Annotated in this window: 16 protein-coding genes; 9 read left to right on the top strand and 7 right to left on the bottom strand. The window is 67.3% G+C overall.

What is annotated here, in order from left to right:
* The first annotated feature begins 100 nt into the window (after positions 1–100).
* Positions 101–586, top strand: coding sequence for an anthrone oxygenase family protein (locus D3874_RS17645; RefSeq protein ID WP_119782353.1), 486 nt, complete (start codon positions 101–103; stop codon positions 584–586).
* 2 nt (positions 587–588) lie between these two features.
* Here the strand turns inward: D3874_RS17645 and D3874_RS17640 are convergent, their stop codons facing one another.
* Positions 589–1,455 carry a DUF2189 domain-containing protein gene (locus tag D3874_RS17640; RefSeq protein WP_119779229.1) on the bottom strand — a complete coding sequence of 289 codons (867 nt, stop codon included), beginning with the start codon at positions 1,453–1,455 and terminating at the stop codon, positions 589–591.
* Positions 1,456–1,738: 283 nt separating this feature from the next.
* Here D3874_RS17640 and D3874_RS17635 point away from each other — a divergent pair, with 283 nt between their 5' ends.
* Positions 1,739–3,028: an LLM class flavin-dependent oxidoreductase gene (locus tag D3874_RS17635; RefSeq protein WP_233559996.1), complete on the top strand. Its 1,290-nt coding sequence runs from the start codon at positions 1,739–1,741 to the stop codon at positions 3,026–3,028.
* An 82-nt stretch (positions 3,029–3,110) separates the two neighbouring features.
* Positions 3,111–4,490, top strand: a complete 1,380-nt coding sequence (locus D3874_RS17630; protein ID WP_119779227.1) for a hypothetical protein — start codon at positions 3,111–3,113, stop codon at positions 4,488–4,490.
* A gap of 89 nt (positions 4,491–4,579) precedes the next feature.
* Here the strand turns inward: D3874_RS17630 and D3874_RS17625 are convergent, their stop codons facing one another.
* Positions 4,580–5,200 (bottom strand): TetR/AcrR family transcriptional regulator, encoded by a 621-nt coding sequence (locus tag D3874_RS17625; RefSeq protein WP_119779226.1) that lies wholly within the window; start codon positions 5,198–5,200, stop codon positions 4,580–4,582.
* Between the two features lie 67 nt (positions 5,201–5,267).
* Here D3874_RS17625 and D3874_RS17620 point away from each other — a divergent pair, with 67 nt between their 5' ends.
* Positions 5,268–5,888 carry a glutathione S-transferase C-terminal domain-containing protein gene (locus D3874_RS17620; RefSeq protein ID WP_158596086.1) on the top strand — a complete coding sequence of 207 codons (621 nt, stop codon included), beginning with the start codon at positions 5,268–5,270 and terminating at the stop codon, positions 5,886–5,888.
* 112 nt (positions 5,889–6,000) lie between these two features.
* Positions 6,001–6,750 carry an SDR family oxidoreductase gene (locus D3874_RS17615; protein ID WP_119779224.1) on the top strand — a complete coding sequence of 250 codons (750 nt, stop codon included), beginning with the start codon at positions 6,001–6,003 and terminating at the stop codon, positions 6,748–6,750.
* Between the two features lie 183 nt (positions 6,751–6,933).
* On the opposite strand, the gene queC is transcribed toward D3874_RS17615, so the two are convergent.
* The 3 genes from queC to queE are packed head-to-tail and all read right to left on the bottom strand — an operon-like array spanning position 6,934 to position 8,631.
* Positions 6,934–7,632: a 7-cyano-7-deazaguanine synthase QueC gene (gene queC / locus D3874_RS17610; protein WP_199699121.1), complete on the bottom strand. Its 699-nt coding sequence runs from the start codon at positions 7,630–7,632 to the stop codon at positions 6,934–6,936.
* Positions 7,625–7,996 carry a 6-pyruvoyl trahydropterin synthase family protein gene (locus tag D3874_RS17605; RefSeq protein ID WP_119779222.1) on the bottom strand — a complete coding sequence of 124 codons (372 nt, stop codon included), beginning with the start codon at positions 7,994–7,996 and terminating at the stop codon, positions 7,625–7,627. Before D3874_RS17605 ends, queC begins: the two co-directional genes overlap by 8 nt.
* A complete protein-coding gene (gene queE, locus D3874_RS17600) occupies positions 7,996–8,631 on the bottom strand; it encodes a 7-carboxy-7-deazaguanine synthase (protein ID WP_119779221.1) in 636 nt (211 codons plus the stop codon). Before queE ends, D3874_RS17605 begins: the two co-directional genes overlap by 1 nt.
* Positions 8,632–8,831: 200 nt before the next feature.
* Here queE and D3874_RS17595 point away from each other — a divergent pair, with 200 nt between their 5' ends.
* From D3874_RS17595 to D3874_RS17580, 4 genes are all read left to right on the top strand, one after another.
* Entirely contained in the window at positions 8,832–10,496 is a 1,665-nt protein-coding gene (locus D3874_RS17595) for a CorA family divalent cation transporter (protein ID WP_233559994.1), read from the top strand.
* An 18-nt stretch (positions 10,497–10,514) separates the two neighbouring features.
* The gene (locus D3874_RS17590) at positions 10,515–11,531 is read left to right on the top strand and encodes a magnesium and cobalt transport protein CorA (RefSeq protein ID WP_233559992.1); all 1,017 of its coding nucleotides are present in this window, start codon (positions 10,515–10,517) and stop codon (positions 11,529–11,531) included.
* 66 nt (positions 11,532–11,597) lie between these two features.
* Positions 11,598–12,050: a preQ(1) synthase gene (gene queF, locus D3874_RS17585; protein ID WP_119782350.1), complete on the top strand. Its 453-nt coding sequence runs from the start codon at positions 11,598–11,600 to the stop codon at positions 12,048–12,050.
* 31 nt (positions 12,051–12,081) lie between these two features.
* Positions 12,082–12,498 (top strand): META domain-containing protein, encoded by a 417-nt coding sequence (locus tag D3874_RS17580; protein ID WP_158596085.1) that lies wholly within the window; start codon positions 12,082–12,084, stop codon positions 12,496–12,498.
* Between the two features lie 11 nt (positions 12,499–12,509).
* Here the strand turns inward: D3874_RS17580 and D3874_RS29430 are convergent, their stop codons facing one another.
* A complete protein-coding gene (locus tag D3874_RS29430) occupies positions 12,510–13,184 on the bottom strand; it encodes a universal stress protein (protein WP_199699120.1) in 675 nt (224 codons plus the stop codon).
* Positions 13,160–13,906, bottom strand: a complete 747-nt coding sequence (locus D3874_RS29425; RefSeq protein ID WP_199699119.1) for a serine/threonine protein kinase — start codon at positions 13,904–13,906, stop codon at positions 13,160–13,162. Before D3874_RS29425 ends, D3874_RS29430 begins: the two co-directional genes overlap by 25 nt.
* Between the last annotated feature and the right edge of the window lies 1 nt (position 13,907).

Here is a 13,907-nt window from a genome sequence, read left to right as displayed (position 1 = left end):
TGGTGATCGCATGGCCTATACGAGATAGTCTCGTGGTGGCTGCCACGACCGTTCCGATCAACGGCGGCACCGACTAGAGCGGCGCTTGGAGGGCCTGACCGTGACCCAGTCCATCATCACGACCCTGCTGTGGTTTTCCGCCCTGGGCTGCGGCCTGCTGGCCGGGCTCTATTTCGCCTTCTCGACCTTCATCATGACGGCACTGGGGCAGATCGGGCAGGCGCCCGGCATTTCGGCCATGAACGCGATCAACGCGGTGATCCAGCGCTCGCTGTTCATGCCGTTCTTCTTCGGCACGACGCTGGTCAGCCTGGCGCTCGCGGTCCTGGCGCTGTTTCGCTGGGGCGAGCCCGGCACAGCACTGATGCTCGCCGCCGGGGTCGTCTATGTCCTGGGCATGTTCGTATGCACGGTGATCTTCAACGTGCCGCTCAACAATGCGCTCGACGCCGTCGATCCGGCCAGTGCCCAGGCCGCACCCGTCTGGGCGCGCTACCTGCAGGACTGGACTTTGTGGAACCATGTGCGCACGGCGGCGTGCCTTGCCGCCAGTGCGCTCTATATCGCCGCCATCGCGGCCCGATAGCTTCAGAGCGGTTCCAGCACCTTGCGGTAGAGGTGCCAGGTGGCATGGCCCAGCACGGGCAGGACGACGACCAGGCCGATGAACACGGGGATCGAGCCCAGCACGAGGCTGCCGGCGACGATCAGGCCCCAGGCCGCCATCGGCACAGGGTTCGCGGCCACGGCCCGGATCGAGGTCCAGGCGGCCGTGTCGGCCCGGACCTTGCGCTCCAGCAGCATGGGGAACGAGACCACGCTGATCGCCAGCACGACCACGGCGAACACAAAGCCCACCCCGGTGCCCACGCCGATCATGGTCCAGCCGGCGCTGGTGGTGAGCAGGGCGCTGATAAAGGCTTCGATCGACACGGGCGGCAGCGGCCCCAGGGTCTGGTCGTAGATCACCTGGGCCAGGTACAGCCACAGGGCAAACAGCGCCACGAGTGTCGCGCCCAGGAGGGCGATCGCGGCAAAGGATGGCGAGCGCAGCACGGCGAAGGCCTGGAGCCAGTTCACCGTGGCGCCGTGTTCGCGTTGCCGGCTCATTTCATAGAGGCCGACGCCGGCCAGGGGGCCGATCAGGGCGAAGCCCGAGGCCAGGGGGAAGACCAGCGGCAGCATGTTCTGCGTCACCGCCGCCCGGCCCAGGACCAGGCCGATGATGGGGTAGACGACGCACAGAAAGATGACATCGGTGCGGTAGGCGCCGAAATCCGCAAAGCCCTTGCGCAAGGCGTCGCGCAGATCGGCGAGACCGATTTTCCGGATCGCCGGGGCGGCCAGGTTCGCGTCTTCCTCGTCGTGATAGATGGCGTGACTCGCCGAGCCGACGGCACGCGACGTCTGGGTAAACAGATCCGCCCCCCACTCGACCGGATTTCGGATGGTCATGACTTCGTCCTCCCGAACAAGGTTACGGGGGCACGGGCCAGTCGTGGCGGTAAGCCCAGTACGACCGCCAGCCACGAGAGAGCCGCGACCCGCCGGGACCGAGCATAACGCCTTTGGGGTGCGGCGTCCTGTCGCATCTTCTGCCGCCCATACCAAATCCGGCGGTCGGTCATGCGTCCGCGCGCGCTTGACCGTTGTTGGCGGAGGTGGCCACGCTGCCATCTCGTCCTGGGGTACGCGAGGTAGTACAGTTATGGCGCGTCAATTACGCTTGGGCGCCTTCATGCGCCCGACCACCATCCACACCGGCGCCTGGCGCTATCCGGGCGCCTGGCCGGACGCCAATTTCAACTTCGAGCATCTCAAGCGCCTGGCCCAGACCCTGGAGCGCGGGCGCTTCGACGCCTTCTTCATGGCCGATCACCTGGCCGTGCTGAACATGCCGATCGACGCCCTGAAGCGCAGCCACACGGTGACCTCCTTCGATCCGCTCACCCTGCTGCCGGCGCTGGCCACGGTGACGCAGCACCTGGGCCTGATCGCCACCGGTTCCACCACCTACGACCTGCCTTATCACGTGGCGCGGAAATTCTCGTCGCTGGATCATATCAGCGGCGGGCGCGCCGGCTGGAACATCGTCACCACGTCGAACCCCGACGCGGCGGCGAATTTCGGCCACGACGAGCACATGGAACATGACGAGCGCTATGTCCGGGCGCGGGAGTTCTATGACGTCGTCACCGGCCTGTGGGATAGCTGGGCCGACGATGCCTTCATCCGCGATGTCGACGGCGGCATCTATTTCGATCCCGCCAAGCTGCATGTCCTCGACCACAAGGGCAAGTACCTGTCGGTGCGGGGCCCGCTGAACATCGCCCGGCCGGTCCAGGGCTGGCCGGTGATCGTGCAGGCCGGCGCGTCGGAGGCGGGCCGGCAACTGGCCGCCGAAACCGCCGAGGTCATCTTCGGTGCGGCGCCGAATTTGAGCGAAGGCCAGCGCTTCTACGCCGACGTGAAGGGGCGGATGGAAAGACTGGGCCGCGACCGCGACCACATGAAGATCCTGCCGGCCGCCTTCGTGGTGGTGGGCGATACGGTCGAACAGGCCCGGGCCAAGCGCGCCCATCTCGACAGCCTGGTGCATTACGAAAGCGCCATCGCCTCGCTCTCGGTCTGGCTGGGCCACGATGCCTCGGGCTTCGATCCCGACGCCCCGCTGCCCGAAATCCCCCTGACCAACCAGAGCCGCAGCGCCCAGGAACGGGTGATCGCCCTGGCCCGGCGCGACAACCTCACGGTGCGTCAACTGGCCCAGCGCCTGGGCGGTTACGCCGGCCTCGCCTTCGTCGGCACGCCCCAGACGATCGCCGACGAAATGGCCGAATGGCTGGAAACCGAGGCCAGCGACGGCTTCAACATCATGTTCCCCTATGTCCCCGAGGGCCTGGACGATTTCGTCGACAAGGTGGTGCCCGAGTTGCAGCGCCGCGGCCTGTTCCGCCGGGCGTACGAGGGCAAGACCCTGCGCGAGAACTTAGGGTTGCCGCGGCCGGATAACCGCTTTTTCGCTTGAAGGGTGGGAAAGGCTTGGCCTGCCGCGGGCAGGCGCTTAACTTCCGAACTCTCAGGGATTTTTCGATTCTGCACGGTGAACCATGGCTGGAGGCCATCTGCTCGGCGGCATCATCAAATGGGCCCAGCGAGAGGAGTGGCGCGAAGCGCTGGCCGAGGCGCTCGAGCGGCATCTCGGTGATGCCTGCGCCGAAAACGAGGTCGATTTCGAGGAGCTTCCCGAGCTTGTCGGCGAGCATTTCGTCGCGACTCTCTGGGGCTGCGCCTTCGAGGATTTTCTGACCGTCGAGTTCGACGACGGTGCCAACATCGTCGACGATTATCTCAAACGCCGCGGCTGGAAGGAGACCGCGCGCATCCGCGACTATCTCGCCGCCTTGCGCCGCTCGGTGATGAGCCTCTATGAAGTCAGCGACATCCTGCCCGGTCAATCCTTCCTCGCCCGCGATCTGGTACGCGGCGGCGAGCCGGTACGCGTTTCCGAAGTCTCGGCAACCAAGGCCATGCGTCAATGGGATCGACTCGCGGCCCGCTTGGTGACGGTCGGTGGCAAAACGATCATGGGCGGCGGTGCCCTTCGGTTCGAACATCGAACGGCGACGGAGGTTCTGGATGCGCTGGCCCAGCTAAGGCGCCAAGCACAGGAATACATCAAGAATCTGGCCGAGGAGGAGGGCGTGGCACCCCAATCGGCCGCGCTTGGCGAACTGCTGTCGGGTGATGCGTCGCTCGCCGCTGCGGCATCGCTGTTTACCAATATCTGGTTGGGTGCCCTGCTCGACAAAGTGCTGGGCGATGCCGAGCCGCAACTGAGCAATACCGATGGCGATCCGCTGGAATTTACCATCGTGCGCTTTCCCCTGGCTGAGGGAGTGTCGGTAGTCGAGATTGGCGATCGGCTCGACGACCTGCCTGGGCTCCAGCCCGCGGGCGACCAGATCTGGGACTGGTTCGATGTCGGCCCAGTGCCTTCCCCCGCGATCCAAGGGGTTCGATATCTTTCGCTGAACGATAGTGGGGCCACCCTGCACGGCAGCATCGAACTGACAGGGCAAACCCTGACCCTGCGCGTCAATTCCATACGGCGCAGCGATGCCGGGCGGCTGATGCTCGAACAGGCATTGCCTGGCCTGCTGGGACAGGCAGTGACCGCGCCCGACGTACCGGACCCGGCATCGCCCGGCCGGCCAGTGACAACCGGCCTCTCGCCCGAGGCCGAGCGGGAGATCATCTGGCAAACGCTGGATGCGCACTACCGGAGCGTGATGGACCAGCCGGTCGCGATGATCGGCAATGAGGCGCCACGCGAGGCAGTGCAGACGGCCGAGGGGCGCGAGCGCGTCGTGGCGTGGCTCAAGTATCTCGAGAACCAGTCGGCAGCGCACCCCAAGGGGGAGCCGCTGGCCGACTACGATTTCACCTGGCTGTGGCAGGAACTGGGATTGCTCGCCTCTCGCCGATGATGCCCGGACAACCGGTTCTTCGCCTGAGAGGCAGACATAACTTACCTCGTCATCCCGGCGAAGGCCGGGATCCACTGTTGTGGCTACGTCTAGCGGCAGATCATCGGCACGATCGAGCGGGCGAAGGCCTTGAGCTCGTCGGGTGGGCTCCCTAAGCGGGCACGGATCGCCAGGGTGTCGAACATGGCGCTCCCTAAGCGGGCGCGGATCGCGGGCGAGGGCTCGGCCGAGAGTTCGCCCGCCGCCACTGCCCGGGTGAAGGCGCCGGCCAGGGCGGCCTCGAAACTGCCCAGGATCTCGGCGGCCGCGGCGGCGATCGCCGGGCGGGTGGGGGCTTCGACCGCGGCGGTGCCGATGATCATGCAGCCGGTCGCCGGGTGCGGCGTGCAATAGGCGTCGATCGCCAGTGCGTAAAGCAGGCCCAGCCGCTCGGCGATCGGCCCCGTGCCGGCGCCCAGGACCGCGTCGATCGCCGCGGCCGCCTGCGTCCCGTAATCGCGCAGGGCAGCGAGGTAGAGCTGTTCCTTGTTGCCGAAGGCGGCATAGAGGCTGGGGCGGTTGAGCCCGGTCGCGGCGGCCAGGTCGTCGAGCGAGGTGGCGGAGAAGCCGCTCATCATGAAGACGCGGCGCACACGGTTCAGGATCTCGGCCTTGTCGAAGCCGCGGGGGCGCCCGGGCGCGCGCTTCGTTGATTCTGTACTGTTCCGCATAATATCCGTTGACACGCCGCCTTTCGTCTATTTCTGTACTGTATCGCATAAAACCTGGGAGGGTGTCATGGAACTTTACGCTTCGCCGATGGCCTGTTCGCTGGCCTCGCACATCACCGCGCTCGAAGCCGGCCTGCCGGTCACCGTGCATTACGTCGAAGGGGCCAAGACCGCCGATGGCCGCGACTACCGCGAGATCGCGCCCAACGGCTATGTCCCGGCCCTGGTGCTGGCCTCGGGCCAGGTGCTGAACGAAGGCCCGTCGGTGCTGCAATACCTGGCGGACCAGAAGCCCGAACTGGGCCTGGCGCCGGCCTGGGGCACGACCGAGCGCTACCTGCTGATCGACACGCTCAACTATCTCTCGACCGAGGTGCACAAGCGCCTGTTCCAGCCGATCTTCTCGGGCACGGCGGCAGAGCCGACCAAGGCCGCGGCGATGGCGGCGTTGGAGCCGACCCTCGACTACCTGTCGCGCCGGCTGGGCGAGCGCGCCTATCTGGTTGCCGACGGATTCACGGTGGCGGATGCGTATTTTGTCACCCTGTTGAACTGGTTCCGCTTCATCGGCACCGACATTGCGCGCTGGCCCAACATCAATGCCTATTACCAGGCCCACCTGGCGCGGCCCGCGGTTGCCCAGGCCATGGCCGAGGAGATGAGCGAGCGGGCCAGGCGCGCGGCCTGAATCGTGGCAACCGCGGACGGGCCGGCAATTTTCCGCCGGCCCGTCTGTCGGTTCCCGCTCAAGCGGCCACTGCCGCCTTTCCTGGACAGTTTCCCGCGCTAGACTGCGGCCCATGTTTGATCTCGACGACAAGGTGGCGCTGGTCACCGGTGCTGCCCGGGGGCTGGGCCTGGAAATCGCCAAGGCGCTGGCCGCTGCCGGGGCCCATGTTCTGGTGCATGGCCGGGACGGGGCGACGGTGGGTGCGGCGGTCGAGCTGATTCGCGCGGCCGACGGGGAGGCTTCGCCGCTCGTCTTCGACCTGACAGATGCGGCGGCGGTCGATGCCGCGATCGAGGATGTCCGCGCCCGCCACGGCCGGCTCGACATCCTGGTGAACAATGCCGCCAGGCGTGATCGCCGGGGTCTCGACGCGATCGACCTGGCCGCCGTGCGCGACCTGCTCGAGGTCTCGCTGGTGGCGCCCCTGCATCTGGCGCGGCGGGCGGCGGCGCTGATGCCGGCGGGCGGGCGCATCATCAACATCACCTCGATCGCCGGGCCGATCGCCCGTTCCGGCGATCCCGCCTATACCGCGGCCAAGGGCGGGCTGGACGCCCTGACCCGGGCGCTGGCCGCGGAACTGGGCGTGCGGGGCATCACCGTCAACGCGGTGGCGCCGGGCTATTTCGCCACGCAGGCGAATGCCGAGATGGTCGCCGATAAGGAAGTGGGCGCCTGGCTCGCCCGGCGCACCTCACTGGCGCGCTGGGGCGCCCCGCACGAGATCGCCGGCGCCGTGGTGTTCTTCGCCAGCCCCAGTGCCTCCTATGTCACCGGCCAGACCCTGGCGGTCGACGGCGGCTACCTCGCCCATTTCTAGTGGACGGGCTCTGACGCCCTGTCCCCGTGAAGGCACCAGGATTATCGCGTCATTCCGGCGAAGGCCGGAATCCATTGCGACGTCGCGCGCTGCCCCGGAATGGATCCCGGCCTCCGCCGGGATGACGATGGGGGTGAGATCCACAGGCTCACAAACAGGGGGCCATCGGTAACATTCTATCCGCTAGGCCGACTTGAACCGCCGGAAGCCTTCGGCGCGCAGCAGGCAGGCCGGGCAGGTGCCGCAGCCGTAACCCCAAGGGTGGCGCATCTCGCGGGTGCCCAGGTAGCAGGTGTGGCTGTCCTCGACGATCAGGTCGACCAGCGCGTCGCCGCCCAGGGAGCGGGCCAGGGCCCAGGTCTGCGCCTTATCGATCCACATCAGCGGCGTGTGCAGCACGAAGCGGCTGTCCATCCCTAAGTTCAGGGCCACTTGCAGGGCCTTGATCGTGTCGTCGCGGCAATCGGGATAGCCCGAGAAATCGGTCTCGCACATGCCGCCGACGATGTGGCGCAGGCCCCGGCGATAGGCCAGCGCCGCGGCGAAGGTCAGGAAGACGATGTTGCGGCCGGGCACGAAGGTGTTGGGCAGGCCACCCTGGGTCATCTCGATGGCGACGTCACGGGTCAGCGCGGTGTTGGAGACCTCGCCCAGGGCACTCAGGCCGATGGTGTGGTCGTCGCCCAGCTTCGCTGCCCAGTCGGGCCGCATCCGCCCAAGGCCCGCGCGCAGGGTGGCGCGGCAGGCGAGTTCGACCCGGTGGCGCTGGCCGTAATCGAAGCCGACCGTCTCCACCCGCTCGAAGCGGTCCAGCGCCCAGGCCAGGCAGGTGGCCGAATCCTGGCCGCCGGAAAACAGCACCAGGGCGCCGCCGTCAGCCATGATCGGGCCCGAAGTAACTGCAGGCATCGCCCAGGGAGTCGCGGTAGATCGTGACCCGGGCCAGTTGCGGGGCATCGGCCGCCAGCCGGCGCCAGATCCAGGCCGAGAGGTTCTCCATGGTCGCCGGCCCCAGGTCGGGCAATTCGTCGAGCAGGCGGTGGTCCAGGGCATCGCGCACCATCGCCAGCGAACGCTCGAACAGCCCTAAGTCGATCACCATGCCGGTGACCGGGTCGGCCGGGCCGCGCAGGATCACCTCGGCGCGGTAGGAATGGCCGTGAATGCGCCGGCTGGGCTCGGCATCGACCGCGCGGTGCAGGGTGTGGGCCGCCTCGAAGCGAAACTGCTTGGAGAGTTCGAACATCAGGGAATTCCGATAAGCTTGTGCGTCTGCAGGCTCAGGCGCCAACGCGGATGATCCAGGCAATAGGCGACGGCGGCGGCGGTATTGGCGAGGCGGTCGGGGCCGTCCATGGGCTGGAGCCAGAAATGCTCGAAGGCCAGGTCGGCAACCTGCGCCGGGTCCAGCCCCGCCTGGGGGTAGACCAGCTTCATCTCGTCGCCCTGGTCGAGCTTCAGGGGCGCGCCGGCCTTGGGGCTGACGCAGACCCAGTCCAGCCCCGCGGGCGCTTCCTGCGTGCCGTTGGTCTCGACCGCGGCGGCAAAGCCGCGGGCATGAACGGCCTCCAGCAGCGCTTCGTCGAGCTGCAGCAGCGGCTCGCCGCCGGTGAAGACGATATAGCGGCGCTCGTGCGACGCGTCCGCCCAGGCCCGCTCGATCGCCGCGGCCAGGTCCTGCGCCGTCTCGAAGCGGCCGCCGCCGTCGCCGTCCATGCCGACGAAATCGGTATCGCAGAAGGTGCAGACCGCGTCCGCGCGGTCCGCCTCGCGGCCCGACCACAGGTTGCAGCCGGCAAAACGGCAGAACACGGCCGCCCGGCCGGCCTGGGCGCCTTCGCCTTGCAGCGTCTTGAAGATCTCTTTCACGGCATAGCCCATGGCCAAGCCTAATCCCGTTCAAACCGCCGGCCCCAGGCCGGCAAAGCGGCACAAGATGTACGCAAAGCCGGCTTTGACCAGCAAAATTTCAGCAAGGCTGCACAGCACGATGTCGCAGAAGGTCCGGAACCCCTTGCAGCGACGCCCTTGATCTTGGGCCAATAGGCGCGGATCGTCAGGGAAATGGTTCAAGGGCGATCATGACCGATCCGATGATTCCGCCGGTCGAACCCGGCAGCACAAGCCCCATCGCCCGCCAGTTTCGCGAGATCCTGATCTGGCCGGTGCAACTGATGCCGCTGCCGGGCGGCGGCGCCATCCAGAACCATTGGGAAAAGCTGGGCGGCGACAATTGCGCCTGGACCGAACTGACCGACGAATTCACGGCCGACTGCCAGGAATTCAAGGAACGCCATTACGTCGAATTCGTCGCCTTCATGCCCCATGTCCAGCGCTTCCTCTATGGCGAGGGCACCACGGACCCCAAGCGCGCGGGCTACGGCGCCTCGCCGATCAAGGTCTATCGCCGCAAGGATGTGGCGCAGGCCCGGGTCCAGGGCCGGGCCGACGGGCCGGTGATCGGCTTCGAGATCGCCCATGTCGACCTTTATTTCTTCTACGATATCGACGTCGCCTTCCTGGTGATCGAGCTTTATGCCGACGATCTTCCCCTGGCCGAAGTCCAGGATGTGCTGTTCCGTTTCGGCCGCGCCTATCCGACCTCGTGGAATCCCGACGGCAGCGCCGTCTACTGCTGCCACAAGATCGAATGGCTGGGCCACGACGGTACGGTGCTCGCCGCGTCGGACTACGAGCGGCGCGCGCAGTACATGGAATTCGTCTGCACCAACAAGGCGCCCTATATCGCCGCCCACTGGGCCTATCTGCTGCGCCCCATGGTGTTGCATCATTCGGGCGAGGCGGGGGCGATCCGCTACCGCCAGCTCGAATACCAGCGCATGCCGCTGCTCGCCTATCTCGCGGTCGACGATCCCGCGTCGCTGTCGCGCAGCGACTGGATGCGCATCGGCCTGGCCTCGCCGCCGGGGCCGCCCGGGCAATTGCCGTTCTCGCGCCGCTTCATGGCCGATTTCGAGGCCCGCTTCTGCTACGACCGCTTCTGGGACGAGTTGGGCGGGCACGACGGCACGCCCCTGCGCATCATCTGCTCGCGCCATTCGGTGACCATCGTCGGCAATGTCGCCGATCCCCATTACACCGACCCGGAAGTGGGCGGGCTCAGCCTGTTTCGCCATCAATACTTCCTGATCGGCCTGATCGCCCACCTGCACCGGGCGGCCCTGCTCATGTTTTCCGACCGGCTGGTGACGGCGATCAGCGACCTCGACGTCTCGGATGTCGACTCGATCAAGCGCTTCAAGCGCGACATCCGGCGCATCCGCGAGAACTTCCTGCGCTTCACGCACCGCTACTGGTTCCACGAAGTCTCGAACCAGTTGGCCGCCGCCGACCTGTTCCGCCGCACCAGCGACCATCTCGACACCGATCGCCTGTTCGAGGAGGTGCGCGCCGAGGTCGAGGACATGAGCAACTACCTCGATTCCGACAGCCAGCGGCGCCAGTCGAATTCGGTGCTGCGCCTCACCGTGGTCACCATCTTCGGCCTGGTCGGCACGCTGGCCACCGGCTTCCTGGGCATGAACCTGATCGCGGCGGCGGACGAGCCGATCTGGATGCAGGTCTTCTACTTCCTGATCGTCTTCCTGCCCACGGTCTGGCTGATCCTGTTCACCATCATGAAGTCGCGCAAACTCTCGGATTTCCTGGAATCCCTGTCCGACGAGCGGCTGCCCATCCGCCACAAATTCGCCGGCCTCTTGCGCAATAAAGACAAGGCCGGTTGAACCGGCGAGGAGCCTGATTTGGACGGCAATACCGAAACCGCGGCGGGCGCCAAACCGAGGCTGGAAGCGGGTGTGGTCGCCGCCGGGGTCTATGCCGGCGGCCGGCGGATCAACGACATCGCGATCGACGAGGCCGGCCAGTGGGCGAGCCGCCCCGATCACGTCGTCTGGATCGGCCTGTTCGAGCCGAGCCAAGCCCTGCTGCGCCGGGTCCAGGCCCAGTTCCACCTGCACGACCTGGCGATCGAAGACGCGGGCAAGGCCCACCAGGCCCCCAAGCTGGAGCAATATGGCGACGGGATCTTCGTGGTCGCGCGCACGGCGCAGATGGTGGACGGGCAGATCGCCTTCGGCGAGACCCACCTGTTCCTGGGCCGGGGTTACGTCGTCTCGGTGCGCCACGGCGCCTCGGTCTCCTATTCGGCCGTGCGCGAGCATACCGAAGCCTGTCCCAAGGTCCTGGCCCATGGCGAGGACTACATCCTCTATGCGATCCTCGATTTCATCGCCGACAATTACCAGCCGGTGCTGGCCGCGATCCACGCCGAGGTGGAGGGGATCGAGGACACGGTCTTCGGCACGCCGCCCGGGCAGACCGACGTTCACCGCCTCTACCTGCTGCGCCGCGACCTGCTGCGCCTGCGCAATGCCGCGGTGCCGCTGATCGATGTCTGCAGCCGCCTCGAGCATGCCGAGGTCGTCGCCATCGACGCGGCCATGCAGCCCCTGTTCCGCGATGTCGGCGATCACCTGAAGCGCGCGCGCGAGGATATCGACGCCCTGCGCGAGGTGCTGGCCTTCGCCTTCGAGGCCAGCCTGATGACCGGCCAGGCCGAGCAGAACGTGATCACCCGCCGGCTGGCCGCCTGGGCCGGGATACTGGCGGTGCCCACGGCCATCGCCGGCATCTACGGCATGAATTTCGAGCACATGCCTGAACTCGGCTGGAAATACGGCTATTTCCTCGTGCTGGGCCTCATCGCCGGGGTCTGCGGTGCGCTTTACTACCGCTTCCGCAAGGCTGGGTGGCTTTGACCGAATGGCTTTGATGGGGCGGCTTGTGGCAGGGTGGCCGCGATTTCCAACCGCGGCTGTTTTCCGATGACCACCGACCTGCACCTTCTCGGCCACCACGCCAATCTGCCGGCCTCGCCAGGCGAGGCGGTGCTGGAGCGCATTGCCAACCCGCACCCCGAGACCGACTATCTGGTGCGCTTCGTCTGTCCGGAATTCACCTCGCTGTGCCCAGTCACCGGCCAGCCGGATTTTGCTCATCTGGTCATCGACTACGTGCCCGACGGCTGGCTGGTCGAGAGCAAGGCGCTGAAACTCTACATGGGCAGTTTCCGCAACCACGGTGCCTTCCACGAGGATTGCACCGTGGGCATCGGCAAGCGGCTGGTCGCGGAACTGGCGCCCAAGTGGCTCAGGATCGGCGGCTACTGGTATCCGCGCGGCGGCATCCCCATTGATGTCTTCTATGCGACCGGCCCGGCGCCCCAGGGGCTGTGGCTGCCCGACCAGGGGGTTGCCCCCTATCGCGGGCGCGGTTAGGCAGATCGGAAGGAGCGTTGAGGTGAGGCGGTTGGGACAAGCGAGCGCCCTGGCCCTGGGCCTGGCAATGGCCGGGTGCGGTACGATATATGTGGCGGCGCGGCCGGCCGGTGCCGGGCTTGCCGGCGTCGACTGGGTGGCCGACGAGATGACGCTGGGCCCGATCGTCAAGGGCCGGGCGCCGACCATGACGATTGCCGCCGACGGCCGCGTCTCGGGCCAGGCGGGCTGCAACAGCTATGGCGGCACGGCGCGGGTCGAGGGCGAGACGATCGATTTCGATCAGGTCTTCGCCACGCGCATGTTCTGCGAGGATGCCATGGCCCAAGAGACGGCCTTCCTGCAAAGCCTTGAGCAGGCGACGCGCTATGCCTTCGATGGCGACAGGCTGCTGCTGCTGGACGCGCGCGGCGGCAGGCTTGTGGTGTTCCACCGGAAGACACCCTGACGGGCGCCGCCTCAGCGGCGGTCGGCCGGGCGCACGACAGTGACCGTGCAGGGCGCTTCGGCCGCCACCTCGGCGGAGACGCTGCCCAGCAGGCTGCGCATCAGCGAACGGGTGCGTGCGCCCATCACGATGTGATCGACCTGGTTGGCGCGGGCATAGTCCAGCAGGGCGGCGGCCGGCGAGGTCGCCTCGAGCACGTGGAAGGTGATCTTGTCGGCCGGCAGTTCCAGGGGCCGCGCCCAGTGGCGCAGTTCGACCAGGCGCTGGACGTGCTTGCTCTCGCCCTCGTCGTCCAGGGTCGTGTCGAGGCCGATGCGACGTGTCTTCAGGATGTTGACGCAGGCGAGGCGGGCGGCGGGAACGGCATCGATCATCCGCCGGATCATCGCGCGCATGGCATCGGCCAGCAGATCGGTGCTGTCGCCCAGGTCGATCGCGGCGACGACGATGGGCGCCGCCTGGCCCGCGGCGGGCGGGGCGGTGTCGCCGGCCATCCCGGCGAGGGGATCGAAGCGGCGTTTCAGCACGGTCCAGAAGCCGTCCCGCCGCATCCGCGCCGCCCGTGCCGTCAGGGCCACCTGGTCGGGATTGCGCAGATCGAAGGCCAGTTGCGCCGCGGTCGGATGACGCCGCGACGGATCGACCTCCAGGCAGCGCAGGATCACCTCCTGCAGCCAGGGGGGCAATCGGGCCTCTTGGCGCGCGGCGGCACCGGATCGCGCCACAACCGGCGTTTCAGCCCCTTCAAGCCTTGCGGATCGCCGAAGGGGCGCTGGCCGGTGACGAAGAAATACAGCAAGACGCCCAGGGCAAAGAGGTCGCTGCGCGGGTCGTCGCGGCGGCCCAGGACCTGTTCGGGGGCCATGTAGGGGGCGGTGCCGTAGGGCAGCCTGAATTCCTCGTCGAGCAGGTCGGGTAACTGCAGGTGTCGCGACAGGCCGAAATCGATCAGCACGATCTCGCCGGGCTTGCGCCACATCAGATTCGAGGGCTTGACGTCCAGGTGGACGACATGCTGCCGGTGCAGCGCGTCCAGCGCGGTCGCCACCGCCGCGCCGATGCCGGCGACCTCGGCCGGGTCCAGCGGCAGGTCGGGCAGGCGGGCGTGCAGGGCCGGCCCGGCGATGCGCTCCATGACGATATGGGGCTGGGCGGCGAAATCGCCGGCGGCGATGAACCTGGGCACATGCGGGCCGCTCAGGCGCGGCAGGATCATCTGCTCCATCTCGAAGCCCACGATGGCGGCCGGGTCTTCGCCTTCGCTCAGCCGGGGCACTTTCATCGCCAGCGGCAGGTCGATATCGGGACGGGTTACCGACCACAGGACCGCCATGCCGCCCATGTGGATCCGCTCGCCCATCAGAAAACCGTCGATGACCTTGCCCGTGGCGATACGCGGCTCGCCCATG

The sequence above is a fragment of the Oleomonas cavernae genome, assembly GCF_003590945.1.
Classification (GTDB): domain Bacteria; phylum Pseudomonadota; class Alphaproteobacteria; order Zavarziniales; family Zavarziniaceae; genus Zavarzinia; species Zavarzinia cavernae.
Note: the sequence above shows the minus strand (reverse complement) of the source record. Positions and strands in the feature narration are given on the sequence as shown.

Excerpts from the sequence above, each read along its gene's own strand:
- D3874_RS17640 (WP_119779229.1), bottom strand. The coding sequence starts at position 1,455 with ATGACCATCCGAAATCCGGTCGAGTGGGGGGCGGATCTGTTTACCCAG.
- D3874_RS17635 (WP_233559996.1), top strand. The coding sequence starts at position 1,739 with ATGCGCCCGACCACCATCCACACCGGCGCCTGGCGCTATCCGGGCGCC.
- D3874_RS17630 (WP_119779227.1), top strand. The coding sequence starts at position 3,111 with ATGGCTGGAGGCCATCTGCTCGGCGGCATCATCAAATGGGCCCAGCGA.
- D3874_RS17625 (WP_119779226.1), bottom strand. The coding sequence starts at position 5,200 with ATGCGGAACAGTACAGAATCAACGAAGCGCGCGCCCGGGCGCCCCCGC.
- D3874_RS17620 (WP_158596086.1), top strand. The coding sequence starts at position 5,268 with ATGGAACTTTACGCTTCGCCGATGGCCTGTTCGCTGGCCTCGCACATC.
- D3874_RS17615 (WP_119779224.1), top strand. The coding sequence starts at position 6,001 with ATGTTTGATCTCGACGACAAGGTGGCGCTGGTCACCGGTGCTGCCCGG.
- queC (WP_199699121.1), bottom strand. The coding sequence starts at position 7,632 with ATGGCTGACGGCGGCGCCCTGGTGCTGTTTTCCGGCGGCCAGGATTCG.
- D3874_RS17605 (WP_119779222.1), bottom strand. The coding sequence starts at position 7,996 with ATGTTCGAACTCTCCAAGCAGTTTCGCTTCGAGGCGGCCCACACCCTG.
- queE (WP_119779221.1), bottom strand. The coding sequence starts at position 8,631 with ATGGGCTATGCCGTGAAAGAGATCTTCAAGACGCTGCAAGGCGAAGGC.
- D3874_RS17595 (WP_233559994.1), top strand. The coding sequence starts at position 8,832 with ATGACCGATCCGATGATTCCGCCGGTCGAACCCGGCAGCACAAGCCCC.
- queF (WP_119782350.1), top strand. The coding sequence starts at position 11,598 with ATGACCACCGACCTGCACCTTCTCGGCCACCACGCCAATCTGCCGGCC.
- D3874_RS29425 (WP_199699119.1), bottom strand. The coding sequence starts at position 13,906 with ATGGGCGAGCCGCGTATCGCCACGGGCAAGGTCATCGACGGTTTTCTG.